Raw genomic sequence first — 25,590 nt, forward strand, 5'->3', positions numbered from 1 at the left:
ACCACCCCCTGCGGGCCCGCCGTCAGGACCGCTCGCCGATGACCACGACCACCACGACGACACCCACGACGCCCACGACACCGGCGACGACGCTGTGGCGCCGGGTCGGCTGGGGCACGGTCACCGTCCTGGCGACCGGCATCGCGCTGCTCTCCGCCCGCTACCTCACCCTGGACCCCGACACCTTCCTCCAGGAACAACGCGCCACCTACCTGGCCCATCTGACGCCGCTGGTCCTGCACGTGGCCGGCGGCATCGTCGCCCTGGTGCTCGGCCCGTGGCAGTTCCTGCCGCGGCTGCGGGCCCGCCGACCGGCCGTCCACCGATGGGTGGGCCGGCTGTACCTGACCGCGGTGGCGGCGACCAGTGCCGGCGGCCTGCTGCTGGCACCGCACGGGTTGTTCGCCCCCGCCGCGCCGCTGGGCTTCACGGTCCTGGCCGTCCTGCTGCTGGCGACCTCGACGGCGGCCCTGGTGACGATCCGCCGGGGTGCGGTGGAGCGGCACCGCCGCTGGATGGTCAGGTCCTACGCCCTGATCTTCACGGGCGTCACCTTCCGGCTGTGGCTGATCGTGATGGGCACGGTGGGAGTGCCGTTCGAGCAGGCCTACGTGAGTGGCGCCTGGGGTGCCCTCCTGCTCGATCTGGCGGTGGCGGAGCGGATCCTCGCCGGTGCGGGCCACCCGGACAGCGCCGCGGGCCGCACCGGCCGGCCCGGCCGTCCCGGCGCGCAACCCAGTCCGACGGGTACATGTCACGCGGGGTCACACCACCCGGGGCCGAGCACCCACTGACCGTCAACCCCCGACCGCGGAAGCCCTGGTGGGCCGGGGTGTCGGGCCGCCACGACACCCCGCGCCACCCATCACCCACCGTGACCAGGACGTCGCGGACGATGACGAAGGGCGTAATCTACCGCACCCGGACGGTGCAGTTGCAGAATTCTTCAATTCCTGAGTCGCAGCTACCCGGAGGTGCCTAACGTCGCATTCATGGCAACCACTGATGTCGCATTGAAGGAAGCAATGATGATCGAGGGCGCGCTCGGCGTCGCCCTGGTCGACTACGGCAGCGGGATGGCCCTGGGCACCCTCGGCGGCGGGCCGGAGCTGGACCTCTCGGTCGCCGCCGCGGGCAACACCGACCTGGTCCGGGCGAAGATGCGGACGATGGAGATGCTGGGTCTGACCGGCGCCATCGAGGACATCCTGGTCACCCTCACCAGCCAGTACCACGTCATCCGCCCGCTGACCTCGCGCAGCGGAAAGGGACTGTTCCTGTACCTCGCGCTGGACCGCAAGCGCGCCAACCTGGCGATGGCCAGGCGCCGGCTGGAGCAGGTGGAGAACGAGCTGGAGCTCTGATGCACCTTCCGCTCTACCAGGTGAAGGCCGAGTTCTTCCGGATGCTCGGCCACCCCGTACGGATCCGGGTGCTGGAGCTGCTCCAGGGCGGTCCGTTGCCGGTGCGCGACCTGCTGGCCGACATCGGCATCGAGCCCTCCAGCCTGTCCCAGCAACTCGCGGTGCTCAAACGCTCGGGCATCGTGGTCTCCACCCGCGAGTCGGGCAACGTGCTCTACGCGCTGGCCGGCGCCGACGTCTCCGACCTGCTCAGATCGGCGCGCCGGATCCTGACCGTGCTGCTGACCGACCGGGAGGCCGTCCTCGAGCAGCTCCGCCGCGCGGACGACCCCGCCGACGACCTCCCGCTGCCGCTCCCCCGGAACATCCCGGATCCCCCGGCGGACCCGGACGCCGAGTCGGACCCGGACGCCGACGCGGACCAGGACACGGGCGCCGACGCCGACGCCGTTGCCGACCTGCACGACGCGGCGCCCTTCCCGCGCTGAGCCGCGCCGGGGCTGCCCTGGGGAGCAGCCGCCCCGCGACGACGGCGGCGGGCGCACCCCGGCCCGGGTGCGCCCGCCGTCCCGTTCCGGACCGGGGCCGGTCAGCCCTCGGTGGGGGTGAGTTCGGCCATCTCGGACCAGCCGTCCACCGGCGCGTCCACGTAGATGATCTGCGGCTTGGTGGCGATCCGGGCCGGGAGTTCGGCCATCGCGGCCTTGAAGTGCTCGGAGTTCACGTGCTCCGCGCCGGCCTCGGCCGACTCGAAGGCCTCCAGCAGGACGTACTGGTCCGGGTTGTCGACGCTGCGGGACCACTCGAAGAAGATGTTGCCGGGCTCCGCCCGGGTGGCCAGGGTGAAGTCCTCGACCAGCGACACCCATCGGTCGCTGAACTCGGGCCTGGCGGTGAACTTGACGTTGATCAGGATCATGTTTGCTCCTCGGAGGACGACGACCGTGCCCAGCCTGCCCGAACCGCGCCGGTCCCCCAAACCGGGCTCACTCCCGGCTGCGCTTGCGGTTGATGGCCTCGTCCAGGGTGGAGGCCGCCATGATCAGCGACAGGTGGGTGAACGCCTGTGGGAAGTTGCCGAGTTGCTCGCCGCTGGGGCCGATCTCCTCGGCGAACAGGCCGACGTGGTTGGCGTAGGTGTGCATCTTCTCGAAGGTGTAGCGGGCGGGCCGGATGCGTCCGGCCCGCGCCAGCGCATCGACGTAGAGGTAGGTGCAGAGGCTGAAGGTGCCCTCCGAGCCGCGCAGCCCGTCGGGGGACGCGGCCGGGTCGTACCGGTACACGAGGCTGTCCGAGACCAGTCGGCGTTCCACCGCGTCCAGCGTCGACAGCCAGCTCGGGCTCCTCGCGGGCAGGAAGCGGACGCGGGGGATCAGCAGCAGTGAGGCGTCCAGCACGTCACCGCCGTAGTGCTGCACCAGTGCCTGTTCGCTCCGGCTCCAGCCCTGCTCCATCACTTGGTCGAGGATGCTGTCGCGGGCCTGGCGCCAGCGCGGGATGTCCCCGGGCCGGCTGAGCTCGGTGGCCAGCCGCATGCCCCGGTCGAACGCGACCCAGCACATCACCCGGCTGAAGGTGAAGTCCTTGCGGCCGCCGCGCGTCTCCCACACGCCCTCGTCCGGCCGGTCCCAGTTGTCGGCCAGCCAGTCCAGCGTCCGGGCCAGGCCCTTCCAACCGTGGTAGCCCAGTTCCACCCCGACGTCCATGCCCTCGGCCATCGCATAGAGGGCCTCGCCGTAGATGTCGAGCTGCAGTTGGCCGGCGGCGGCGTTGCCGGCCCGTACCGGCCGCGAGCCCCGGTAGCCCTCCCAGTGGTCGAGGATCTCCTCCGGGAGGTGCGGGTCGCCGTCGACCCGGTACATGATCTGCAGCCGCTCGCCGGGCAGGTCGGCCCGGTCGTGCATGCGGTCCCCGAGCCACCGGGTGAAGGCCGACGCCTCCTCCGCGAACCCCAGGTCGAGCAGTGCCCGGACCGACAGCGCGCCGTCCCGCACCCAGGAGTAGCGGTAGTCCCAGTTGCGTTCGCCGCCGACCTGTTCCGGCAGGCCCATGGTGGCGGCGGCGACCGGCGCGCCGGTGGGGTGGTAGGTGAGGAGCTTGATGGTGATGGCGGAGCGGTTGACCATCTCTCCCCAGCGGCCGCGGTAGTGCGACGTGTGCAGCCACTTCTGCCAGAAGTCGACCTCCTCCCACAGCTTCGCCGTCACCTCGTCGACCGTCCGGGCAGGCGGCGCCTCGCCGCCGGCGGCGCAGGTGGTGAACACCGCGACGGCGGACTCCCCGACTCCCAGGGTGACGGTGCCCCGTACGTCGCGTCCGTCCCGCTCCAGCGGGAAGCTGGCCTGCAGGTGGCCGGTGGTGCCGGGGCCGTGGAAGGCGGCCCGCCCGGGCTCGAGGACGACGTCGTGCTCGGCCCGGCCGTAGTCGAACCGGGGCCGGCACTCCAGGGCGAACCGGACCGTGCCGCGCACCGCCCGGACCACCCGCATCAGGCTGTGCCGGTCGGTCGCGGCGTGGCCGGTGTTGGCGGGCATCCAGTCGATCACCTCGCCGACGCCCTCCGGCGACATGAACCTGGTGACCAGCACCGCGGTGTCCGGGTAGTACAGCTGTCGGCACGTCACGTCGGAGTGGACCGGGGCCAGCCGGAAGTATCCGCCGCGGTCGTGGTCGAGCAGTGAGCCGAAGACGCTCGGCGAGTCGAACCTCGGCGCGCAGAACCAGTTGACGACGCCCTGGGACGACACCAGGGCGGCGGTCTGCAGGTCGCCCACCAGCCCGTGGTCGGCGATCGGGGGATAGCGGTCCATCGGCGTCCAATCGCAGTGCGTCCCCCGCGTCCCACTATCCGTCACGTGGTGGGACGGCCCGGGATCAACTCGCCGGGGCCGCCGCCACCGACGCCCGCCGTGGCGAAACGGGAGAGCGCCGCTCACGGCCACCGTCCGGGCCGGTCCGCCCGGCTCGCCGCTCTCTCCGGCCTGCGGGTGGGCGGGCCAGGGTGAGCGGGCCGGGGAGGGCGGGCTACCCACCGGCGGTTGAGTACGGGCACTCAGGCGGGGTCCGGCCGGCGTTCCCGATCATGGTGGCAGCAGTCGATCGAAGGGGACGGGACGCATGAGTCAGATGTGGGCGGAGCAGTGGGAGCGGCCGCGGCCGCGGAGCGTGGCCAAGGGCCGGCGGCCCCGGATGTCCCTCGGGGCGAGGTTCGGGGTCGCCGCGCTGGCCGTGGTGGGGATCGCCCTGGTGCTCCTCGCCGCCTGGGCGGGTGTGCTGGGCGTCAGCCTGTTGCACCTGGCGAACGACCCACAGTGAGGTCCGGGACGGCCCCGGCGTCCGCGGCGGCCCGGCGCACTCAGGTGTCGTCGTCGGCGACCAGGCGCCGGAGCAGTCCGAGCAGGGTGGCGCGGTCGTCGGCGGAGAGGGCGGCGAAGCAGTCGGCGAGCACCTCGTCGGCGACCCGGTGGCCGGCCTCCAGGGTCCGTTCGCCCTCGGCGGTGAGGTGGTGCTCGATCCGGCGGCCGTGGCCGGGCCGGCGGTCGACCAGGCCCTGGGCGACCAGGCGGCCGGCCAGCGTGCCGAAGGCCTGTTCGCTCTGGAAGGTCGCGGCGGCGAGGTGCCGGGCGGACGCGCCGGGCATCCGGCCGATCGCGCGCAGGGCGTCCCATTGGGCCAGCGTGGTGCCCACGGCCGCCAGGCCGGTCTCCATCGCCCGGTGCTGACGGTACTGGGCCTGCTTGACCGCTCTTCCGAGGACTTGCAGCTCTCCTTGCACGGACCGAAGTCTATGCCATGACCAAACTAGCTTAACTAAGCATCTTTAGTTATGGTGGAGTCATGTTCACCGACCACACCGTCGCCCTGTCCGACGACCTCTCCGTCACCCTCTCCGAAGCCGGCACCGGCCGGCCCGTCCTCGTCCTGCACGGCGGCGGCGGCCGCGCCACCGTCGCGCCGCTGGTCGCGCACCTGGCCGGGACGGCCCGCACCCTCACCCCGGTCCACCCCGGCTGGGACGGCACCCACCGCCCGGACCGGCTGGCGGATGTCGGCGCCCTCGCCGAGGCCTACCTGCACCTGCTGCGGGTGCGCGGCCTCACCGACGTCCTCCTCGTCGGCTCCTCGCTCGGGGGCTGGGTCGCCGCCGAGATGGCCGTCCGGGACACCGGCGGCGCCGTCGGCGGCCTGGTGCTGATCGACGCCGTGGGCGTCCGGGTCGAGGGCGAGCCGATCCGCGACTTCTTCGCCCTCGACGCCCGCGGCATCGCCGAGTACGCCTGGCACGACCCGGACCGCGGGTACCTCGACCCGGCGACCCTCCCGGCCGACCGGCTCGCCGCCCGCCAGGCCGACCTGCGCACCCTGCGGGTCCTCGCGGGCGACACCGGCATGCAGGACCCCGGGCTGCTCGCCCGACTGGCGCGGGTCGGCCGGCCCGCCCTGCTGATCTGGGGCGCGAGCGACCGCATCGTCACCCCGGCCTACGGCGCCGCGTACGCCGCGGCCTTCGCCGACGGGCACCTGGTGGTGATCCCCGAGGCGGGCCACCTGCCGCAGCTCGAGCAGCCCGCGGCCACCTTCGCCGCGCTCGACGCCTTCCTCGCGCGCACCGGCCACGGGACCGCTCCCGCCGCCTGACCGGCGACCGGGAACGGCGTGTGGCGGCCGGGGTGCAGCGACCGGCGGCGGGAACGGCGGCCGGAGACGGCGTCAGGGCCTGCGGGCGGGCCGAGCCGGACGGCGGTGTCGGCCGGGGGTCCCGCACTGCGGCAGGATACCGGGGGCGGTGACTCCGGTTCGGGCGCCGCCGTCGTCGTGTGAACTGCCCGGAAGGAGCCTGTCCTGAGCGCGGGGTCTGCGGAAGCGTTGTCGGCCGTCCTGCTGGTCGTCGTCCTGGTGTGCGCGGTGGCCCGGCCGTGGGGCCTGCCGGAGGCGGTGGCGGCGGTCCCGGCCGCCGGGATCCTGCTGGCCACCGGCGCGATCGGGCCCGATGCCGCCCGCGCGGAGGCCGAGCGGCTGGGCCCGGTGATCGGCTTCCTGGCGGCCGTCCTGGTACTGGCCCAACTCTGCGCCGACGAGGGGCTGTTCACCTGGTGCGGGGCCTGGATGGCGCGGCGCTCGCGCGGGCGCCCGCGGCGGCTGCTGGCCCAGGTGTTCGCCGTGGCGTCCGTGATCACGGCCGTGCTGAGCCTGGACGCGACGGTGGTGCTGCTGACCCCGGTGGTGTTCGCCACCGCGGCCCGGCTCGGGGCCCGGCCCAAACCGCACGTCTACGCCTGCACCCACCTCTCCAACACCGCCTCCCTGCTGCTGCCGGTCTCCAACCTGACCAACCTGCTGGCATTCGCGGCCGCCGGGGTCGGCTTCGTGCACTTCGCCGGGCTGATGGTGCTGCCCTGGCTGGCCGCGATCGGCGTCGAGTACGTGGTGCTGCGCCGCTTCTTCGCCGCCGACCTGGACGCCGGCGCGGGTCCCGCGCAGACCGGGCCGGTGCCGCCGCTGCCGCGGTTCGCGCTGGTCACCGTCGCGGCGACGCTGGGCGGGTTCGTGCTCACCTCCGCGCTGGGCGTGGACCCGGCCTGGGCGGCGGCGGCCGGCGCGCTCGCCCTCGCCGTCCGGGCGCTGCTGCGGCGCACCGCGACCCCGGTGGCGGTGGTCCGCTCGGCCGCGCTGCCGTTCCTGGCGTTCGTCCTGGCACTGGGCGTGGTGGTGCGCGCGGTGGTCGACAACGGCCTCGGCTCCGCGCTCGCCCGCCTGGTGCCCGGCGGCAGCGGGCTGCCGGCACTGCTCGGGGTGGCCGCGCTCGCCGCGGTGCTGGCCAACGTGATCAACAACCTGCCGGCCGTCCTGGTCATGCTGCCGCTGGCGGCGCCGGGCGGGACCGGCCCGGTGCTGGCCGTCCTGCTGGGCGTCAACATCGGCCCCAACCTGACCTACGCCGGCTCCCTGGCCACCCTGCTGTGGCGGCGCATCGTGCGCGAGCACGACAGCGATGTCGGACTGGGCGAGTTCACCCGGCTCGGGCTGCTCACGGTGCCCGCCGCGCTGGTGCTGTCCGTGGTAGCACTGTGGGTGTCGCTCACTGTGCTCCCGGGAGGCTGACCGTGCGAGTCCTGGTCTGGATCACCGAAGGAACCTGGCCCGCCACGGTGGACGCCGCCCGCGCCCACACCCCGGACCGCGCCGCGGCCACGCTGCTGCACGTCACCGGCACCGAGGTTTCCGCCACCGCGCACGGAGCCTTCGCCGGCCTGCTCGGCCGGGCCCACCCGAGCGGCCGCCGGGCCGCCGAGAGCCGGACCACCGAGGGGCCGGACGCCCACGGCTGGGGCAGCGACCCGGCTGCGGCCGTCGACCGGGTGGCCGCCGCCACCGCGCAGGAACTCCTCGCCGCGGCGGCCGAGCGGCTGGCCCGGCCGTGCACGGCCGTGGAGCGGACCGGGCGCGTCGAACGCGAAGTGGTGGCCGCCGCCGACGGCTTCGACCTGCTGGTGCTCGCCCGCGACGGCGACCGCTCCCGGCTCGGCCCGCACAGCCTCGGCCCGGCCACCCGCTTCGTCGTCGACCACGCCCCGTGCCCGGTCCTGCTGGTCTGGCCGGGCCCGCCACCCCCCACCGCGACCATCCCGCCACCTCCCGGCGGCTGAGCACCCGTCTGCCACCGCGCCGCATCCGGCGCCGACGCCGCGGCGGTCAGGTCGCGGGGGGAAGGTGGCGCCCTGCCGCGAGTCCGGCCGCGGTTCGGAGCCGCCCGAAATACGACGCGCAGTACGCCGAGTTGATCCGGGGCACGGTCGTGTCGAGCTCGGCGATGCAAGCCCAGAGAGCGGCGACGCCCTCGCTGTCGAGCCCGCCGTTCAGCTCCCGCTGGACGAGCCCGGCGACATCGGCGTCGAGGAGGACCAGATCCACACCCCCGATGTCCACCCCGCGGAAGCTGTCGGGGTACGGGGCGCGCCGGTGGTCCTCCCACAGCCGGGCGAGCCGGTCGGCGGACGATGCGTCCGGGTCGACGACGTCCGCAACCGGCGGGCGAAGGAGGAGGGAGACGGCGTCGAAGACGGCCCCCACCATGGCGATGGCGCGTTCCGGGCCGACGGCGGCACTGGACACGGTGCCCTGGGCGAGCCCGTCGCGCAGCAGTCGGCCGCGGTCGAGTTCGGCGGCGGTTCCGGCCGGGAGGAGTCCTTCTCGGGCGGCGCGCTCGAGGAGGTCCCGGAGGTCTCCGTCGGCGGCCCGGCGTCCGGCCAGGACGTGCTCCAGGGCGACCAGGGAGTGCGTGACCGCGACGGTGGCGAACTCGTACCGGTAGAAGGAGTACCGGATGAGTTCACGGGCCGTCTCCAGCGCGCTCATGACGTACATCGACGCCTCGCCGGGCACGATCAGGCCGGCCACCAGGGCGTCCATGTCCGCAGGGTCGAGAACGACATGGCCGGCTCGCGGATCGGGTTCCGGGGGCGGGGGCGGGCCGGGCGGCAGTGGCGGGGTGTTCACCGGTGCAGTCTTGTCATCCGGAGGCGGCGGTGCCAGCGGATTTGCTCGGGGGGGTCGGCGGCCCGTTGCCGCGCCGCGCGACGGGCCCCTCGCAGCCGGGGCCGCCGCGTTCAGCCCGGTGGGGTGTGGCGGGCGAGGGCGGCGGTGAGGCGGGCGGCGGCGGCCAGTTGCGGGCTGGGCCGGCGTTGTGCGGCCAGGCGGGTGGCCAGGCCCCGGAGTTCGTGGCGGACCAGTGCCGGTACCTCGCCGTCGACGCCCTCCAGTGCGGGTCCGAGCAGCGCGAGGGCGCTGTCCGGGTCGTGCGCGCACAGCTGGCAGTCGGCGATCCGCAGGGTGAACAGCAGGCGGGTGGCGGGGAGTTGCTGCGGGCCGAGCAGTCGTAGCGCGGTGCGGGCGGCGTCCGCCGCACGCAGTGCGAGCCGGCGGTCGCCGAGGGTGGCGGCGGCGTCCCGCAGTGCGGCGGCGGCCGCGGACTCCACCCGGAGCTGCATCGACGCCTCCGACAGCCACGGCACGTCCGCCTCCTCGCCCGCGCCGAGATGGTCGAGGTGCAGCCGGGCCCGGCCGATGTGCCGTACGGTCTCGCGGAGGTCGCCGCCGAGCGCGTGCGCCCGGGCCTGGTAGACCTGTGCGATGGCGCCGGCCCAGTGGCGGTCGGGGGCGGCCCGGCCGATCTCCCGGGCGTAGCCGAGCGCGGAGGCGGCGTCGCCCTCCAGCCGGGCGAGGGTGCTCATGTCGCCGAGGGCGGCGACCTGGGTGACCGGGTCGGCGGCCAGTTCGGACCAGGCCAGCGCCCGGTCGAAGCAGGCCATCGCGGTGGCGCTGCGGCCGTGCTGGAGGCGGAGGCCGCCGGCCGCGTGGGCGTACTCCGCGGCCAGCCGGGCGAGCGGGCGGCCGGTGCGGCCCGGGGTGAGGGCCAGGTGCCGGGCGAGGGCGCGCAGGGTGTGCTCGACGGCGGCGGCGGTGCCGGGGTGGCGGTGCTCCTCGCCGGTGCGCAGGTGGACGGCGAGCAGTCCGGCGAGGGCGTGCAGGGTGTCCTCGGCCACCGCCTGCGGGCTGCCGGGTTCGGCGGCGCAGAACGCGGCGTGCAGGGCGGCGGTCTCCGCGGCCGGGGGGACGTCGCAGCCGGCGGCGCCGTGCAGCGGGCAGAGCAGGCCGTGGGCGGGCAGCCGGGCGGGCAGGCCGTCGGGGGGTGGCGGCTGCGGTGGTCGGCCGGGGGTGGGGACGGCGGCGGGCAGGGGTGCGCGGACCGAGCCGGGTGGTGGTGGCGGACCGCCGAGGTCCCAGTCCTCGGCGGCGCGGCAGGCGGCGAGCAGGTCCCCGCCGGCCGCGAGCAGGCCGTCGAGCCGGTGCGCGAGGTGGAGGGTGGCCCGGCGGGTGCCGTTCTCCAGCCGGCTGATGGCGGTGTGGTCGTAGCCGACCTCGGCGCCGAGGCGGGCCTGGGTGAGCCCGGCCCGTCGGCGCCACTGGCGCAGCCGGGCGCCGAAGGCCCGCCAGGGATCGGCGCAGCGGCCGTCGGTGCGGTGCGGGTTCACGGGCGGCCCTCCCCCGGGTGCCGGCGCCCGGCGGACGCTCGGTCGGACGCTTCGGCGGACACCGGCCACCGCCACCGAGGGGTCGGACGCCGGCCGCCGTCCGAGACGGTACTCGACGGCGGCCCCGCCGTACATGAGGTGGTCTCAACCACTGTGGCGGGGCGGGCTGTTGACGTCGACTTTGACAGAACTTGCCGAAGCTTTGTCGGACAGGACCAGACCATTGACCGTGGCATGACGTCATGTGAGGGTTCCGGCACCCGAATGCGGAGACCCCCGGACCGGCCACTCCTGCCCGGCGATCCCGTCCGCGTTCGAGGACCCCCACCTCCGAGGAGCCTCGATGCCACATCCATCCAGCAAGGGACGCCTGTTGACGGCCGGGACCGTCCTGGCCGTCCTGCTCGGCCTGACCGGCGCGACCGCCGGTACGGCGGGCGCCGCCCCGGCCGGACCCGCCCCCACCCCGCCGCCGGGCGCGCTGGCCGCCGCCGTGTCGGCGGCCGACCAGGCGGCCGCGGCCGGCCTGGACGCACTCGCCAAGGGCCCGGACGAGACCTACGAGCGGCACGCGGTGACCCCGTGGGTCGACGGCATGTACTCGGTGGCCTACGAACGCACCTACCGCGGCCTGCCGGTGGTCGGGGGCGACGCCGTGGTCATCGCCGACGGGCAGGGCCGGATCCGCGGCCTGCAGTCCGCGGCCACCGGACCGGTCGGCGTCCCGACCACCGCCCGGGTGACCGCCGCCCGGGCCGAGGCGGCGGCCCGCGCCCGGCTGGCGACCGTCACCGGCGTGGACCCGCAGCGCCTGGTGGTCCGGGTCAAGGACGACACCTCCCGGCTGGCCTGGGAGACCGTACTGACCGGCCGGACCGCCACCGCCCCCAGCCACCTGCACGTCTTCGTCGACGCCAACTCCGGTGAGGTGATCGACAGCTACGACGACGTCGAGGCCGGCACCGCCAACAGCAAATGGAACGGCCCCGCCCCGGTGACCATCAGCACCACCGGCTCCGGCGGCTCGTACTCGCTGCGCGACCCCGCCCGGCCCGGCCTGAGCTGCGCCGACTACAGCACCGGCCAGGTGTTCTCCAAGTCCTCGGACTCCTGGGGCACCGGCAACCCGACGGCCAAGGAGACCGGCTGCGCCGACGTGATGTTCGCGGCGCAGAAGGAGTGGGACATGCTCCGCGACTGGCTGGGCCGCAACGGCCACAACGGCACCGGCGGCAGCTGGCCGGTCAAGGTCGGCCTGAGCGACGTCAACGCCTACTGGGACGGCAGTTCCGTCTCCATCGGCCACAACAACGCCAACGAGTGGATCGCCGCGATCGACGTGGTCGGCCACGAGTTCGGCCACGGCATCGACCAGTACACCCCGGGCGGCGCCAACAACGAGAACGGCCTCGGCGAGGGCACCGGCGACATCTTCGGCGCGCTCACCGAGGCGTACGCCAACGAGCCGGCCCCGTACGACAGCCCGGACTACACGGTCGGCGAGATGATCAACCTGGTCGGCAGCGGGCCGATCCGCAACATGTACAACCCCTCACTGGTCGGCAACAACCCCAACTGCTACTCCTCCTCGATCCCGAGCACCGAGGTGCACGCCGCGGCGGGCCCGCTGAACCACTGGTTCTACCTGCTCGCCGAGGGCTCGAACCCGGGCGGCGGCAAGCCCGCCAGCCCGACCTGCAACAGTTCCACGGTCACCGGTGTGGGCATCAAGGACGCCGGACGGATCTTCTACGGCGGGATGCTGCTCAAGACCAGCGGCATGACCTACAAGAAGTACCGGGTCACCACCCTGACCGCCGCCAAGAGCCTGGACACCAGCTGCACCTTCTTCAACCGCACGAAGGCGGCCTGGGACGCGGTCAGCATGCCCGCCCAGAGCGGTGAGCCCACCTGCACGCCCTCCGGCAGCAACGACTACTCGCTGGCGCTCTCCCCGGCCGCCGGATCCGTCCAGCCCGGCGCCGCCACCAGCGCCACGGTGACCACCGCGGTCACCTCCGGCACCGCCCAGACCGTCGGCCTGGCCGTGACCGGCACCCCGGCCGGCGTCACCGCCTCGGTCAGCCCGTCCTCCGTCCAGGCCGGATCCACCGCGGCGCTGAACGTCTCCGCCTCCGCCACCGCCGCACCCGGCAGCTACGTCCTGACCGTCACCGGCACCGGCCCCGCCACCCACACCGCGCAGTACACCCTGACGGTCGGCGGCGGCAACCCCGGCGGCGGCGCGCCCGACATCAGCGTCGCCAACGTCCAGGCCCACCTGACCCAGCTGAACACCATCGCCACCCAGAACGGCGGCAACCGGCGGGCCGGCAGCGCCGGGCACACCCAGTCCGTCGCCTACCTCAAGTCCAAGCTCCAGGCCGCCGGGTACACCGTCAGCGAGCAGGCCTGCACCTCCTGCACCTACGCCTCCAACAACCTGATCGCCGACTGGCCGGGCGGCCCCGCCGACCAGGTCACCATGTTCGGCGCCCACCTGGACAGCGTCGCCGCCGGGCCCGGCATCAACGACAACGGCTCCGGCTCGGCCGTCCTGCTGGAGAACGCGCTCACCCTGGCCCAGCAGAACCCGACCCTGACCCGGCACGTCCGGTTCGCCTGGTGGACCGGTGAGGAACAGGGCCTCCAGGGCTCCAACTCCTACGTCGGACAGCTCACTTCGGCGCAGCGCAGCGCCGTCAAGGCGTACTACAACTTCGACATGGTCGGCTCGCCCAACGCCGGGTACTTCATCAACAACCTCAACTCGGCGGCCTCGGCGCCGATGAAGGCGTACTGGGACTCGCTGAACCTGCAGCCGGAGGAGAACGTCGAGGGCCAGGGCCGGTCCGACGACTACTCGTTCCAGCAGGCCGGCATCCCGACCTCCGGCTACGCGGCGGGCGCCAGTGCGGTCAAGTCCTCGGCCCAGGCGGCGAAGTGGGGCGGCACGGCCAACCGGGCGTACGACTCCTGCTACCACCAGTCCTGCGACACCACGGCCAACATCGGCACCACCGCGCTGGACCGCAGCGCCGACGGCGTCGCGTACACGCTGTGGAAGACCTCGGTCGGCGGGACCGCGCCCGCCGACGACTTCTCGCTCGCGGTGAACCCGGCGACCGGGACCGCCGCGCCGGGCGCCTCGGTCTCCGCGACGGTGTCCACCGCCGTCACCTCGGGCGCCGCGCAGGGCGTCGCGCTGAGCGCCTCCGGTCAGCCGGCCGGCGTCACGGTGTCGTTCGACCCGGCCTCGGTGCAGTCCGGTTCGTCCTCGGCGATGACCGTCGCGGTGGGCGCCTCGACCGCGCCCGGGACCTACACCATCACCGTGACCGGCGCCGGCAGCGCCACCCACAGCACCACCTTCTCGCTGGTGGTCGGCGGCGGTGGCGGCGGGACCAGTTGGGCGGCGGGCACCGTGTACCAGGCCGGGGACATCGTCACCTACAACGGGGTGCGCTACCGCTGCTGGCAGGGCCACCAGGCCCAGGTCGGCTGGGAGCCGCCGAACGTGCCGGCCCTGTGGCAGGTGATCTGACGGCCGCCTGAGCAGCCGAGCACCCGAGTACCGCGGTCCGGTCGCGGCACGGCCAGGGAAGGGCCGCGACCGGGCCGCCCGGCGGCGGCGGTCTCCTGGGGTCAGGAGGCCGCCGTCGTCCTCGGCCGGTCGCCGGCGGCGGGGTCTGCCGCCGGCGCCGGCGCTGCGGTCCGCGCCCGCGCCACCTCCCCGGCCGGGCGCGGCCGCAGCAGGCCGCGCACCGCACCGCCGCGTACCGTGCCGCCCCGCGCCACGCCCGCCAGCACATCCCGGGCGAACAGCCGCTGCGGCGGCTCCTGCAGGTGGGCGACGGCGAGGAAGGCCCGCCCGACCACCGGGTCCACCGCCGCGGCCCGGTGCAGCCGCGCGACGTACCGGTTGAGCGCCCGCACCCGCGGGGTGCGGCGGCCCGCGACGGCCGGGAACCGTAGGTCGCCGCCGACCGACAGGTCCCACGGGACGTCGGTGATCCGCGCGGCGCGGCGGAAGAACCGCCCGGCGAGGCCCTCGCCCGCGTCCTCGGCCAGGCAGTCGCGCAGCGCCGCCGCCTCGCCGGCCGCGACCGTCATGCCCTGCCCGTACGAGGGGTTGAACTGGCAGAGCGCGTCGCCGGTCACCAGGTAGCCCTCCGGGAAGCGGGTCAGCCGCTCGTAGTGGCGGCGGACCGCGACCGGGATGCGCAGCGCCCGCGGCGGGCCCAGCGGCTCCAGCCGCTCCAGCAGCCGGTGCAGATCGGGCACCGGCAGCCGCGCGGCGAACCGGTGGTAGCCGTCCGGGTCGACCGGCGGGCGGTCGGCGCCCATGCCGAACAGGGTGACCAGCCAGCGGTCGCCCTCGGCGCTCAGCGCCACCCCGCCGCGCGGCGCGGACGCCGAGGCGCCGACCACGTACGCGTCGGCCGGCGCGTCGTCCGGGCGGCGCCGGTACTCGCGGGAGACGTACACCAGCCCGGGGTCCACCCGCTCCTGCGGCGCGCTGCCGTAGCCCAGCGCGCGCAGCCAGGTGACCCCGCGGTTGCCGCGCCCGGTGGCGTCCACGAACAGGTCCGAATCCAGCAGCCGCGGCTCGGAGTTGACCCGCAGGACCCGGACGCCGGTGATCCGCCCGCCGGTGTGGTCCGCGACGGGTTCCAGGACCTCGCAGCGGTCGTGGAGCTCCACGCCGGGCAGCGCGGCGACCCGGGAGCGCAGGTACCGTTCGAGGCCCGGGCGGCTGACCAGCAGACAGGGCAGCTCCCCCGCGGCGGGCTTGAGCAGGTGGCCGTCGTTGAACCAGCGCACGTCGGCCTGGGCGTCGCGGACCAGGGCGCCCTCGGCCACCAGGTCCTGCGTGAGCCCGGGGAACAGCTCCTCCAGCAGCTCGAACCCCTTCGCCAGCAGCCCGTGCGCGTGGTGGCCCTGCGGCACCCCGCGCCGCGGCCCGGCGCCCGTCGGCAGCGCGTCCCGTTCGACCACCGTGACCCGCGCGTACGGGCCGGCCAGCACCCTGGCGGCCAGCAGCCCGGCGATACCCGCGCCGGCGATCACCGCGTGACCCGTTCCTGCGGTTCTGTCGTTCCCCATGGTGCCTCTCCTCGTCCCGGGACGAGTGTGCACCGGGCGGCTTGACGTTCGATTGTCGTCGGCTTGTCGGCTCCGGTCGGCCCGTCGGGGTGCCGCGTACGGTTTGCCCTCGACCAGGTCGAGGGCCCTACGGTCGGCCGTCATGTCCTCCCCCTCCGCCTCCCGCACCCTGGCGTCGCCGACGGCCCGCTCCCGTCCGCCGCTGCCCCGCGGCTACCTGTACTGGCTGGCCGGCGCCCAGGTCTCCGTCCTCGGCGACGCCGTCCTGTCGTTCGCGCTCGGCTGGGCCGCCGCCGCGCACGGCGGGCGGACGGCGGCGCTGGTGCTGACCGCCGTGACCGTGCCCCGGACCCTGCTGCTCCTGCCGGGCGGCGCCGTCGCCGACCGGTTCGGCGCCCGCCGGGTGCTGATCGCCGGTGACGCGGTGCTGCTGGCGGCCACCCTGGCACTCGCCGCGACCCTGGACCGGCCGGCCGCCGCCCCCTGGCTCCTGGTCCTGATCGCCGCCGTGACCGGGACGGTCGACGCGTTCCACCTGCCCGCCGCCGGATCGATGCCGCGCCGCCTGGTCGGCGGCGACCAGCTCCCCCGGGCACTGGCGGTACGGCAGGCGGCCGGCCAGGCCGCCGCGCTGCTCGGCGCACCGCTGGGCGCGGTCCTGGTCACCGCCTCCGGGCTGCGCGGCGCGGCGCTCGCCGACGCGGCGACCTTCGCGCTGGTGCTGGCCGTGCTGGTGCGGATCCGCCCGGCCCCGGCGGCCGTCTCCACCGCACCCGGCGCAGGTCCGCGCGGCGGGACCGCCGGCACGGTACGGCACGCCCTGGCGGACCCGGTGCTCAGGCCCGCGCTGCTGCTCACGGCGGCCGCGGCCGGCGGCCTGCTGCCGGTGGTGTCGCTGCTCGGCCCGCTGCTGGCCCGTCAGCAGGGCTGGGGTCCGGCCGTCGCGGGCGCGATCGCCGGCGGGCAGAGCCTCGGGGTGGTCGCGGTGGCCCTGCTGGTGGCCCGCCGGGGGCCGCTGCGGCGGATCGGCGTGGGCGCCGCCCTCGGCCTGGTCGCGGCGGCGCCCGGCATCGCGCTGCTCGCGGTGGCCCCGGTCGCGCCGGTGGCGGTGGGCGGCGCGGTGGCGGTCGGCGCGGGGTCCGGGATGTTCGCGTGCCACCTGGGCCCGCTGGTCCTGAACGGCGCCCCGGAGACCCATCTGTCCAGGATCCAGGCCCTGTTGACGCTCGTGCAGAGCCTCGCCCTGGTGCTGGCGAACGCCCTTCTCGGCCCGCTCGCGGACGGCGCGGGGGCCGCCACCGCGACCGCCGTGTGCGCGGCGGCCGTCCTGGCCGCGGGAGCGTCCGGGCTGGCCTCGGCCTCGCTGCGGGGCACCCGGAGCGGCTGAGGGGCGGCGCCGGTCACCGGCCCGGTCCGCCGCGGCTCCGGGACCGGCGGCTACGGCGGTGCCGGGTGTCCTCGTTCCACCAGCGGGCGCGGGTGGCCTCGGTGACCGTCGCGGCCGTCACCACCGCGGCGGTCACCACTGCGGGCGCCCCGCGTGGCCGGCCTCCGCCTCTGCGATCAGCCAGGCCGCGTTGACCAGGCCGATGTGGCTGAAGGCCTGCGGGAAGTTGCCCAGGACCTCGCCGGTGTCCGGGTCGATCTCCTCGGCGAGCAGGCCGACGTCGTTGACCGCGCCGGCCGCCCGTTCGAAGTAGCTCCGGGCGGCCTCGGTCTCGCCCGCCAGGGCCAGGGCCTGCGCCAGCCAGAAGGTGCACAGCAGGAAGGTGCCCTCGTCGCCGGGGAGGCCGTCGTCGGTGGTGAGGTAGCGGAAGACCAGGCCGGCCGGGCTGGTGAGCCGTTCGCGGACGGCGTCGATGGTGGCCCGCATCCGGGGCGATCCCGCGGGGGTGAAGCCGACCACGGGCATCACCAGCACCGAGGCGTCGAGCTGGTCCGAGCCGAAGGCCTGGGTGTAGGCGCCCACCCGTTCGTTCCAGCCCTGCTGCTCGATGGCGGCCCGGATCTCCGCCCGGGCGGTGGCCCAGGCCGGGATCCGGTCGGTGGCCTCCAGGTCGGGTGCCAGGTCGATCGCCCGGTCCAGCGCCACCCAGCACATCAGCTTGGAGTAGACGAAGTGCTGCGGCCCGCTGCGGACCTCCCAGATGCCCTGGTCGGGTTCGGCCCACCGGTCGGCGGCGGCGTCGGCCAGGCCCGCGAGGAACTGCTTGGTGGGCCGGTCCAGGCCGCCGAGCTGGTCGCGGAGCCGGTGCGCGGCGCCCAGCAGTTCGCCGTAGACGTCGAGTTGGCGCTGCTGCCAGGCGGCGTTGCCGACCCGTACCGGGCGGCTGCCGCGCCAGCCGGAGAGGTGGTCCAGTTCGCGTTCGGTCAGCTCGCGTTCGCCGCGGATGCCGAACATGATCTGCAGGTCCTGGCCGTGCCCGGGGGCGTTGGCGGCGGCCTGCGCCATCCAGCCGAAGAACGCCTGCGCCTCGTCCGGGCAGGCCGCCACCCAGAGCGCGTCCAGGGTGAAGGAGGCGTCGCGCACCCAGGTGAAGCGGTAGTCCCAGTTGCGGACGCCGCCGACCGCCTCGGGCAGCGAGGTGGTCGGGGCCGCGACGATCGCCCCGGTCGGCTGGAAGGTGAGGGCCTGCAGCACCCGCCCGCTGTGGTGGACCAGGTCCCGCCAGGGGCCCTGGTAGGCCTGGTGCAGGTCGGACCAGGAGCGCCAGGCGGTGACGGTGTCGTCGAGGTGCGCCTCGATCCCGTTCTGCGGCCACAGGTGTGGTTCGCCGCCGGCATGGGCGTGCTGGAGGGCGAAGGCCGCCCGTTCGCCGCCGCGCAGCAGCAGCCGGGTGCGGGCGCCGTCGGCGAGCTCGAACGGTACCGGCGAGGAGAGCCCGAGCGTGTCCGGGCCGCCGTGGCAGCGCAGCCCGCCGTCGACCGGGATCAGCAGCGGCCGGATCCGGCCGTACTCGGGTCTCGGGGCGAACTCCACGGCCACCTCGACCGTGCCTTCGGTGCACTCCGCGACCCTGAGCAGCAGGTGCGGGGCGTCCTTGCCGAGGTCGTGCCCGCGCCGGTCGAGGCCGAGGGCGAGCGCGTCGGTGAGTACCAGGGTGCCGGTGGGCGTGCGGAACTCGGTGCGCAGCACCATCGTGCGGTCCAGGTACCGCCGGGTGGTGGTGGCGTCGCCGGCCGGGCGGATCGACCAGTGGCCGGCCTGCGGGTCGAGCAGGCGCCCGAGCACCGACCGGTCGTCGAAGGACGGCAGGCACAGCCAGTCGACCGAGCCGCCGGAGCTGACCAGCGCGGCGGTCCGGCAGTCGGACAGCAGCGCGTAGTCCGAGATCGGTGAGTCGCTCACACCGGGCACCTCCGACCGGACCGCGGGCCCCTCTCGATTGTGCGCCGCCCGCCCCGGCTCCGCAGGGCCTATTCGGTGGCGACCCCTTGACTGCGGGCACGGCGACTGCGAGCGTTTGCTCGAAATTGCTCGAAGCAACCCCCCAATGAGCAGTTCGAGTCATCTCCTCCCACATCGGAGCACCCCATGAGATGGAACCAGCGGCTGGCCGGACTCGGGTCCGCGGCCGTCATCGCCGCCGCCGCGCTGGCGGCCACGGCACCCACCGCGGCCGTCGCGGACACCGTCGCCGCGAACACCGACACCCCGATCGGCGACCGGCCGATGATGGGCTTCAACAACTGGGCGCGCTTCACCTGCGCCGCCCAGGCCCGCCTCGACGGCACCCGCGACGGCTACTCCTTCCAGCAGTTCATGCAGGACCAGGCCAAGGCGATGAAGGACACCGGCCTGGTCGCGGCGGGCTACACCAACCTCACGGTCGACGACTGCTGGATGCAGCGCACCGGCGCCGGGTACCTGCACGGCGCGGCCGGCTGGGGCGGCAGCAGCCAGCCCGGCTTCGACTGGGAGCTGACCGACTACGCCGCATACGTCCACGCCCAGGGCATGCAGGTCGGCCTCTACAGCACCTCCGGCGTCAACACCTGCCAGGGCGTGCCGGGCGGGGTGATGGGCCACGAGCAGGCCGACGCCACCTCGCTCGCGTACTGGGGTGCGGACTCGCTCAAGCTGGACAACTGCGGTACCGACTGGACCAACCGCCGGTCGGAGTTCACCACCACGGCGGCCGCCCTGAAGGCGGCGACCGCCTCGAACCCGCGCAAGATCCTGTTCAACGAGTCCGCGCCGGCCGGAGCCGGCCCCGCCTCCGCCACCAAGTACCAGGCGATGGACTGGGTCCGCACCCTGGGCCAGATGTGGCGGGTCAGCCCCGACATCAGCGTCTGGCACAACACCACCCCGGTCGCCTCCGCCTGGGACTCCCCGCACGGCGCCGACTGGTACGAGGGCGGGGTGCTGCAGAACTTCGCCGACACCGTCGCGCTGGCCCGCTACAACGGCTCCGGCAACCACAACGACGCCGACATGCTGCTGATCGGCGACAACAACCAGCTCACCCCGGCCGAGCAGCGCAGCCAGTTCGCCCTGTGGTCGGCGATGGGCTCACCCCTGATGGTGAGCACCGACGTCCGGAAGATGGCCGCCGACCCGGCCGGCTACGCGTCCCAGCTGAGCATCCTCAAGAACGCCGACATCATCGCCGTCGACCAGGACACCACCGCCGGCGGCTACCTCGCCTCCCGCCAGGGCGCCGCCAACTCCTCCGGCGTCGACGTGGTCGTCAAGCCGCTCGCCGACGGCTCGCGCGCGGTCGTCGTCCTCAACAAGAACGCCTCGGCGACCAGTTACACCCTGGACCTGGCCCGGGTGGGCTTCGGCAACCTCGGCTGCACCCGCACGGCCAAGGACCTGTGGAGCCACACCACCACCGCGGTGACCGGATCGATCACCGCCACCGTCGGCGCCCACGACAACGCGATGTACACCATCGCCCCCGGCAGTTGCGGCGGCGCCGTGCCGGTCGGCCAGATCCAGGCCGCCCAGTCCGGGTTCCAGGCCTTCGCGTACTGCCTGGACGCCTACGGGGGCGCCACCGCCGGTGCGACCGTCGGCCTCTACACCTGCACCGGCAACGGCAACCAGCAGTGGCAGCGCCGCTCCGACGGCCTGATCTCCTCGCTCGCCGCACCGGGCCTGTGCGTCTCCGGTGAGACCACCGGCCTCAGGCTGCGCACCTGCAGCGGCACCGACCCCAGGCAGATCTGGACCTACACCCGGGCCGGGCAGCTCAAGGCGGACGGCAGGTGCGCCGACATCGCGGGCGGGTCGCTCACCGACATGAACGCCGCGGTCGCCACCTACGCCTGCGGCAGCTACCAGCCCAACCAGACCTGGAGCGCGCCCTTCGCCGTCCCGCCGGCGCCGTAGTACCCACCCCCGGGAGCGCGACGCCCGGTACCGCGGCCCGGGGGGCCGGGGTACCGGGCGTCGTGCCTGAGCGGACCGTCAGCCGACCGTCCAGCGCTGCAGCGCGGAGCCGGTGTCGGCCTGCTGGGTCACCACGGCGCCGTCGGTGGCGGACGCGGTGGTGAGCAGCAGGCCGCTGCGCTGCGAGGTGATCTTGTAGCCGCCGGTGGTGGCGGTGACCAGCCAGCGCTGGTTGGTTCCCCCGGTGCAGGTCCACTGGATGACCTGGCCGCCGGGGGCGGTGGAGCCGCCGCTGACGTCCATGCACAGGTGGGAGAGGCCGTTGGTGATCTGGTAGCTGCCGTCGGCCTGCGCGGTGAAGACCCAGTTCTGGTTGGTGCCCCCGTTGGGGGTCCAGGTGATGAGCTGGGTGCCGGCGCCGGTCGAGTGGTCGGGGTCGTCGAGCGCCTTGCCGGCGGCCGTCAGGGTGTGGGTGCCGCTGAGCACGGGGTTGACGGCCCAGGTGAAGGTCGTCGTGCCGGTGGCGGTGCCCGAGGAGGCGGTGACCGTGACGGTGGAGCTGCCGGCGGTGGTGGGGGTGCCGGAGATCAGGCCGGCGGCGCTGATCGCCAGGCCGGCGGGAAGGCCGGTGGCGGAGTAGGTGAGCGGCTTGCCCGCCGAGTCTGCGGCGGCGATCTGGAGCGAGACCGCGACGTTCACCTTGCCGGAGCGGTTGCCGGGGTCGGTGACGGTGACGGTCTCCGGGGCCGCGCCGACGGGGGTCAGGGTGAGGGTCTGCTCGGCGGCGGTGCGCGCGCCGCCTACGGCGTTGCCGGTCGTGTCGGTCCAGCTGCGGGCGGGGGTGGTCTCGGCGGGCCGGGCGGAGTCCGCGGACAGGCCGATCACCAGACCGCTGTAGCGGTTGACCAGCCGGTTGCCGCCCCCGCCGGGGATCACGAACCACTGCTGGCCGACGCTCGGGCCGCCCGTCCCGGCGGCGGTGACGGTGGGCTTGGCGCCCCAGGCGCGGCCCGCGGTGGTGGTGGCGTCGACCCCGAGCAGCCGGCCGGTGGCGGAGTTGACGATCCGGTAGGAGCCGTCGCCGTTGGCGGCGAACACCCAGGACTCCAGGGCGGATCCGGTGGCGGCCGGCACCGAGGTGGTGGCGGAGCCGCCGGAGACCTGGGCGAGGACGCGGCCGCCGCCGGAGATCCGGTAGGCCTTGGTCTGGTCGACCGGCGGCGCGGCCGGGGCGGCGGAGGTGACGGTGAGGTCGACGTATTCGCCGGAGGCGCCGTTCGAGCAGCCGAACGAGCAGTAGGAGCGGAAGGACTTGCCGACGATGGCGGAGCTGGTCCGGTTGGCGCTGTCGAGGAACCAGCGGTACCAGGAGGCGGTGTGGTAGCCGCCGGTGTCGCCGATCGGGTACCACTTCTGGGTGTTGAGGTCGTCGGTGGCGTAGAGGTGCTGGGGTTCGTTCCCGCTCTGGTTCACGGCCTGGGGTTCGCCGATGTACAGCCCGAGGTAGGCGTTGTAGGTGATGTCCATGACGAACAGCGGCGAGGTCGCGGGCATCGTGCCCGCCGCGATCTGCTGGGCGGCGGTGCCGGTGTTGGCCGGGTTGTACTCGCCGGCCACCGGCGTGTAGCCGGTGGTGCTGCCCGCGTCGACCGGCACCATGTTGCTCTCCAGGCCGCCCGTCCCTGGCTGGCTCCAGGCGCCGTTGTACCACTTCTGCCAGGAGCCGGGCGCCATCTTCGCGGACATCGGCGCGCGGGCCACGTGCTCGTAGAAGGCCTTCCAGCCACCGCTCTTGTCGACGATCCGCGAGCCGTAGTAGACGTAGAAGTACCCGGACGCGGTGTCCGCGTACAGCCGCTGGTCGCCGTCGCCGTAGGAGTACGTCTGGTTCGGGAACGCGGCGGTGTCACCGCGCGCGGTGCTGTACGGCGACGTGATGACGTGGTTCCTGATGGTCCAGGTCCGGCCCTGGTCGGTGGAGACGGCGTAGTCGATCGCGTCGAAGTGCAGGCCGTCCCCGAAGGGTTGCGGGGTGAACTCGTTGTGCACCAGCCCGTACCAGTCGCCGGTGTCCGGGTCGACCCAGACCCCGGCGAGGTCGCAGAAGTTCTTCTGGGAGTAGCCGGATCCGGCCGGGGCGGCGGTCGCCCCCAGGCCGGTGGGGCTGTTGTTGCACCGCCAGGTGGTGTCGTTGTTCCTGTCCGCGGGGTTGGCGGGGTTCACCGCGTTGCTGATCGCACTCGACCGGGTGGCGCTGTCGAAGTCCGTCCCCGTGAAGAAGTCCCAGTACCGGGGTTCGGTCGAGCCGTACAGGGCGGCGGACTGCTGGAAGTAGAACGTCCCGTCCTTGTCGAGGTACGGGGTCGCCTGGGTGTCGGTCGGGTGCGGGTACGGGACCGGCGACCCGACGGTGACGGTGTATCCGCCGGTGGGCGGCGTCGCGGAGGCCGGCGCGGCCACCGGGCCGGCCAGGGTCAGGACGGCCGCCGCGAGGGCTGCGGCGAACGCTCTACGCGGAGGAGAGGACACGGGGACTCCTTCTGGGGCAACGCGCCGTGGTGGGGGGCGGCGTGGGCGAGGGAGGGGGCGTACGCGCACGCCGTGGGGCTTGATGTTTCAAGCTGCTCGATTTTGTGTGAACGTGAGCAACTTTGAGCACACGTTGGCAGCAGTCACCGGCGGAGTCAAGACATCGTTCGCCTCGGGTTCGCCCGGCCCCGCCGGGAGACAGCACAACAGGGGCGCCGGGGACGCCCCCGGCGCCCCTGTCGGGTGGCGCGTTCCGCAGGCCGGGCTCAGCCCGGCCGGTGGGCGGCGAACTGCTCGAGCAGCCCCAGGGGGGCGTCGGCGGCGAAGACGACCTCGAGGCTCGCGGCCGACTCGGCGGCGGCGGACTCGCTGCGCGGGAAGAGCAGGTCCTCGTAGGCGGCGAGGGCGGCCTCGGGGTCGCCGGGGTGGGCGGCGAGGGCCCGGCCGAGTTCGGCGCCGTCGAGCATGGCGAGGTTGGCGCCCTCCCCGGCGAACGGCGACATCAGGTGCGCGGCGTCACCGAGCAGGGTGACCCCGGGCACCCGCTCCCAGCGGTGGCCGACCGGCAGGGCGTGGATCGGACGCGGCACCAGCGGCCCGTCAGCGTCGGCGACCAGCGCCCGCAGGCTCGGGTGCCACCCGGTGAAGTGCTCCAGCACGGCCGCCTTGGCGGCGGCGGGGTCGGTGAAGTCCGTGCCGTCCGTCCAGGACTCGGCGATCCGCAGCGCGGTGTGGACGTGCAGGCTGCCGTCGGGCTCGCGGTGGGCGAGGAAGCCCCTGCCCGCGCCGAGCGCGAACAGCATGCCCCCGCCGACCACGGCCGCACCGGCGGGGTGGCGGAGATCGGCGTCCAGCAGGTCGGACTCCACGAAGGAGACACCGCTGTAGCGCGGGACGGCGTCGGAGAGCAGCGGGCGGATCCGCGACCACGCACCGTCCGCGCCGACCAGCAGGCCGGTGGTGAACACGCCGCCGTCGGCGAGGGTCACCTCGTGGCGGCCGCCGCCCAGCGGGCGCGCCCCGGCGGCCTTCGCCCCCCAGCGGACGGTACCCGCGGGCAGCGCCCCGAGCAGCAGGTCACGCAGCCGGCCGCGCTCCACCTCGGGGCGGCCGCCGGAGCCGTCGTCGGACTCCTCCATCCGGACCACGGCGTGCCGGTCGAGGATCCGCATGGCCTCGCCGCCCGGGTGGACCAGGGCCCGGAACTCCTCGTACAGGCCGGCGGCGTGCAGCGCGGCCTGGCCGGACTCCTCGTGGATGTCGAGCATGCCGCCCTGCGTGCGGGCGGCGGGCGAGGCGTCGAGGTCGAACACGGCGGCCTCGATGCCGTGGACGTGCAGGACCCGGGCGAGGGTGAGTCCGCCGAGGCCCGCGCCGATGACGGCGACGGGGTGGTGCACGGTCATGGGGGGTACCTCTTCCGTCGGTTCGGGGTGCGCGGGTGCCGGCGGGTGTCGGCGGGCGGGCGCTCAGGCCTGCGGCGGCCGGGGGGTGTCCAGTGCGCCGTTGATCAGGACGTGGAAGCCCCAGCGCAGCCGGTCCTCGGGGGTGCCGGAGAGCAGGTCGGCGCCGAGCCCGGCGAGGTGCGGGTGCCGGGTGCGGGAGGCGCCGTGGAGCGCGGCGGACAGGGCGTCCCAGGAGCGCCGGTCGGCCTCGGCCTCGGCGGCGCCGTCCCGGTCGGCGTGTTCGGCCGCGGTCGCGGTGGCGTGCTGGAGCAGCAGGTCGAGCGCCCAGGCGGCGCGGTCCGCCGGGACCCCGCCCTCGTCGAGCAGGGCGAGCAGCACCTCCATCAGGTCCAGGTGGTGCACCCCGGACGGGCGCGCCACCAGCGCGGACTTGGCCAGCCCGGGCTGTTGGAACAGCACGGTGGTGTACGAGACCAGGACCCGGACCAGGCGCTCGCGCCAGTCCCCGGCCCCCTCGGCGGCGCCCAGGTCGACCGTGCCGACCAGTTCGTCGAGGATCGCCGCGTGCAGTTCGGCGGTGTTGCGGACGTACACGTAGAGCGAGGCGGGGCCGGTGTCCAGCTCCTGCGCCAGGCGGCGCATGGTGACCCGCTGGAGCCCTTCGGCCCGGGTCAGGCGGACCGCGGTCGAGATGATCCCGTCCTGGGTGAGGGCGGGTTTGGCGGGCCGCTCGCGGCGGCTCGGCCGTCCTGAGGGGTGCGCTGTCATGGATCCACGGCAACGAACATGTTCGTTACGAACAAGTTCGTCGC

Annotated in this window: 19 protein-coding genes and 1 pseudogene; 10 read left to right on the plus strand and 10 right to left on the minus strand. The window is 74.6% G+C overall.

Annotated elements, in window-relative coordinates:
• The first annotated feature begins 38 nt into the window (after positions 1–38).
• From AC2TEW_RS21390 to AC2TEW_RS21400, 3 genes and pseudogenes are all read left to right on the plus strand, one after another.
• Positions 39–794, plus strand: a complete 756-nt coding sequence (locus AC2TEW_RS21390; protein ID WP_484624935.1) for a DUF2306 domain-containing protein — start codon at positions 39–41, stop codon at positions 792–794.
• 198 nt (positions 795–992) lie between these two features.
• Complete coding sequence (locus tag AC2TEW_RS21395; RefSeq protein WP_484624936.1) at positions 993–1,364, plus strand: hypothetical protein; 372 nt, start codon at positions 993–995, stop codon at positions 1,362–1,364.
• Positions 1,364–1,705 (plus strand): annotated as a pseudogene (locus AC2TEW_RS21400) (ArsR/SmtB family transcription factor); the annotation flags it as partial. The gene AC2TEW_RS21395 and the pseudogene AC2TEW_RS21400, both read left to right, overlap by 1 nt.
• Before the next feature lie 248 nt (positions 1,706–1,953).
• On the opposite strand, the gene AC2TEW_RS21405 reads toward AC2TEW_RS21400, so the two are convergent.
• Together AC2TEW_RS21405 and AC2TEW_RS21410 are read right to left on the minus strand one after the other, a co-directional pair.
• Positions 1,954–2,283: a putative quinol monooxygenase gene (locus AC2TEW_RS21405; RefSeq protein ID WP_484624937.1), complete on the minus strand. Its 330-nt coding sequence runs from the start codon at positions 2,281–2,283 to the stop codon at positions 1,954–1,956.
• Between the two features lie 67 nt (positions 2,284–2,350).
• Positions 2,351–4,174, minus strand: a complete 1,824-nt coding sequence (locus AC2TEW_RS21410) for a glycoside hydrolase family 15 protein (RefSeq protein ID WP_484624938.1) — start codon at positions 4,172–4,174, stop codon at positions 2,351–2,353.
• A gap of 307 nt (positions 4,175–4,481) precedes the next feature.
• On the opposite strand from AC2TEW_RS21410, the gene AC2TEW_RS21415 reads away from it, so the two are divergent.
• Complete coding sequence (locus tag AC2TEW_RS21415; protein WP_484624939.1) at positions 4,482–4,679, plus strand: hypothetical protein; 198 nt, start codon at positions 4,482–4,484, stop codon at positions 4,677–4,679.
• 40 nt (positions 4,680–4,719) lie between these two features.
• Here the strand turns inward: AC2TEW_RS21415 and AC2TEW_RS21420 are convergent, their stop codons facing one another.
• Positions 4,720–5,139: a MarR family winged helix-turn-helix transcriptional regulator gene (locus AC2TEW_RS21420; RefSeq protein WP_484624940.1), complete on the minus strand. Its 420-nt coding sequence runs from the start codon at positions 5,137–5,139 to the stop codon at positions 4,720–4,722.
• A gap of 62 nt (positions 5,140–5,201) precedes the next feature.
• Here AC2TEW_RS21420 and AC2TEW_RS21425 point away from each other — a divergent pair, with 62 nt between their 5' ends.
• The 3 genes from AC2TEW_RS21425 to AC2TEW_RS21435 all read left to right on the plus strand — a co-directional run bounded on the left by AC2TEW_RS21425 (position 5,202) and on the right by AC2TEW_RS21435 (position 8,011).
• On the plus strand, positions 5,202–6,002 hold the full coding sequence (locus tag AC2TEW_RS21425) for an alpha/beta fold hydrolase (RefSeq protein ID WP_484624941.1): 801 nt from the start codon (positions 5,202–5,204) through the stop codon (positions 6,000–6,002).
• A 204-nt stretch (positions 6,003–6,206) separates the two neighbouring features.
• Positions 6,207–7,466, plus strand: coding sequence for an SLC13 family permease (locus AC2TEW_RS21430; RefSeq protein ID WP_484625019.1), 1,260 nt, complete (start codon positions 6,207–6,209; stop codon positions 7,464–7,466).
• 2 nt (positions 7,467–7,468) lie between these two features.
• The gene (locus AC2TEW_RS21435; RefSeq protein WP_484624942.1) at positions 7,469–8,011 is read left to right on the plus strand and encodes a universal stress protein; all 543 of its coding nucleotides are present in this window, start codon (positions 7,469–7,471) and stop codon (positions 8,009–8,011) included.
• A gap of 46 nt (positions 8,012–8,057) precedes the next feature.
• Here AC2TEW_RS21435 and AC2TEW_RS21440 read toward each other — a convergent pair whose 3' ends face one another.
• Positions 8,058–8,774, minus strand: coding sequence for a hypothetical protein (locus tag AC2TEW_RS21440; RefSeq protein ID WP_484624943.1), 717 nt, complete (start codon positions 8,772–8,774; stop codon positions 8,058–8,060).
• 197 nt (positions 8,775–8,971) lie between these two features.
• The gene (locus AC2TEW_RS21445; protein WP_484624944.1) at positions 8,972–10,396 is read right to left on the minus strand and encodes an NsdA family TPR-like regulatory protein; all 1,425 of its coding nucleotides are present in this window, start codon (positions 10,394–10,396) and stop codon (positions 8,972–8,974) included.
• A 343-nt stretch (positions 10,397–10,739) separates the two neighbouring features.
• Here AC2TEW_RS21445 and AC2TEW_RS21450 point away from each other — a divergent pair, with 343 nt between their 5' ends.
• The gene (locus AC2TEW_RS21450) at positions 10,740–13,940 is read left to right on the plus strand and encodes a M28 family peptidase (RefSeq protein WP_484624945.1); all 3,201 of its coding nucleotides are present in this window, start codon (positions 10,740–10,742) and stop codon (positions 13,938–13,940) included.
• Positions 13,941–14,041: 101 nt separating this feature from the next.
• On the opposite strand, the gene AC2TEW_RS21455 is transcribed toward AC2TEW_RS21450, so the two are convergent.
• Positions 14,042–15,502 (minus strand): NAD(P)/FAD-dependent oxidoreductase, encoded by a 1,461-nt coding sequence (locus AC2TEW_RS21455; RefSeq protein WP_484624946.1) that lies wholly within the window; start codon positions 15,500–15,502, stop codon positions 14,042–14,044.
• Between the two features lie 142 nt (positions 15,503–15,644).
• Between AC2TEW_RS21455 and AC2TEW_RS21460 the strand changes: the two genes are divergently transcribed.
• On the plus strand, positions 15,645–16,889 hold the full coding sequence (locus tag AC2TEW_RS21460; protein ID WP_484624947.1) for an MFS transporter: 1,245 nt from the start codon (positions 15,645–15,647) through the stop codon (positions 16,887–16,889).
• A gap of 132 nt (positions 16,890–17,021) precedes the next feature.
• Here AC2TEW_RS21460 and AC2TEW_RS21465 read toward each other — a convergent pair whose 3' ends face one another.
• Positions 17,022–18,851 (minus strand): glycoside hydrolase family 15 protein, encoded by a 1,830-nt coding sequence (locus AC2TEW_RS21465; RefSeq protein ID WP_484624948.1) that lies wholly within the window; start codon positions 18,849–18,851, stop codon positions 17,022–17,024.
• A 186-nt stretch (positions 18,852–19,037) separates the two neighbouring features.
• Between AC2TEW_RS21465 and AC2TEW_RS21470 the strand changes: the two genes are divergently transcribed.
• Positions 19,038–20,843 (plus strand): ricin-type beta-trefoil lectin domain protein, encoded by a 1,806-nt coding sequence (locus AC2TEW_RS21470; RefSeq protein WP_484624949.1) that lies wholly within the window; start codon positions 19,038–19,040, stop codon positions 20,841–20,843.
• Positions 20,844–20,921: 78 nt separating this feature from the next.
• On the opposite strand, the gene AC2TEW_RS21475 is transcribed toward AC2TEW_RS21470, so the two are convergent.
• The 3 genes from AC2TEW_RS21475 to AC2TEW_RS21485 all read right to left on the minus strand — a co-directional run bounded on the left by AC2TEW_RS21475 (position 20,922) and on the right by AC2TEW_RS21485 (position 25,546).
• Positions 20,922–23,372 (minus strand): RICIN domain-containing protein, encoded by a 2,451-nt coding sequence (locus AC2TEW_RS21475; protein ID WP_484624950.1) that lies wholly within the window; start codon positions 23,370–23,372, stop codon positions 20,922–20,924.
• 266 nt (positions 23,373–23,638) lie between these two features.
• Positions 23,639–24,778 carry an FAD-dependent oxidoreductase gene (locus AC2TEW_RS21480; protein ID WP_484624951.1) on the minus strand — a complete coding sequence of 380 codons (1,140 nt, stop codon included), beginning with the start codon at positions 24,776–24,778 and terminating at the stop codon, positions 23,639–23,641.
• Positions 24,779–24,841: 63 nt separating this feature from the next.
• Positions 24,842–25,546, minus strand: a complete 705-nt coding sequence (locus AC2TEW_RS21485) for a TetR/AcrR family transcriptional regulator (RefSeq protein ID WP_484624952.1) — start codon at positions 25,544–25,546, stop codon at positions 24,842–24,844.
• Positions 25,547–25,590: the final 44 nt, after the last annotated feature.

The organism is Kitasatospora sp. NEAU-CNBT7, from assembly GCF_057220535.1.

What these genes read in the sequence shown, in the direction of transcription:
- AC2TEW_RS21390 (WP_484624935.1), top strand. Translation starts at nt 39, where the DNA reads ATGACCACGACCACCACGACGACACCCACGACGCCCACGACACCGGCG.
- AC2TEW_RS21395 (WP_484624936.1), top strand. Translation starts at nt 993, where the DNA reads ATGGCAACCACTGATGTCGCATTGAAGGAAGCAATGATGATCGAGGGC.
- AC2TEW_RS21405 (WP_484624937.1), bottom strand. Translation starts at nt 2,283, where the DNA reads ATGATCCTGATCAACGTCAAGTTCACCGCCAGGCCCGAGTTCAGCGAC.
- AC2TEW_RS21410 (WP_484624938.1), bottom strand. Translation starts at nt 4,174, where the DNA reads ATGGACCGCTATCCCCCGATCGCCGACCACGGGCTGGTGGGCGACCTG.
- AC2TEW_RS21415 (WP_484624939.1), top strand. Translation starts at nt 4,482, where the DNA reads ATGAGTCAGATGTGGGCGGAGCAGTGGGAGCGGCCGCGGCCGCGGAGC.
- AC2TEW_RS21425 (WP_484624941.1), top strand. Translation starts at nt 5,202, where the DNA reads ATGTTCACCGACCACACCGTCGCCCTGTCCGACGACCTCTCCGTCACC.
- AC2TEW_RS21440 (WP_484624943.1), bottom strand. Translation starts at nt 8,774, where the DNA reads ATGGACGCCCTGGTGGCCGGCCTGATCGTGCCCGGCGAGGCGTCGATG.
- AC2TEW_RS21450 (WP_484624945.1), top strand. Translation starts at nt 10,740, where the DNA reads ATGCCACATCCATCCAGCAAGGGACGCCTGTTGACGGCCGGGACCGTC.
- AC2TEW_RS21455 (WP_484624946.1), bottom strand. Translation starts at nt 15,502, where the DNA reads ATGGGGAACGACAGAACCGCAGGAACGGGTCACGCGGTGATCGCCGGC.
- AC2TEW_RS21460 (WP_484624947.1), top strand. Translation starts at nt 15,645, where the DNA reads ATGTCCTCCCCCTCCGCCTCCCGCACCCTGGCGTCGCCGACGGCCCGC.
- AC2TEW_RS21470 (WP_484624949.1), top strand. Translation starts at nt 19,038, where the DNA reads ATGAGATGGAACCAGCGGCTGGCCGGACTCGGGTCCGCGGCCGTCATC.
- AC2TEW_RS21480 (WP_484624951.1), bottom strand. Translation starts at nt 24,778, where the DNA reads ATGACCGTGCACCACCCCGTCGCCGTCATCGGCGCGGGCCTCGGCGGA.
- AC2TEW_RS21485 (WP_484624952.1), bottom strand. Translation starts at nt 25,546, where the DNA reads ATGACAGCGCACCCCTCAGGACGGCCGAGCCGCCGCGAGCGGCCCGCC.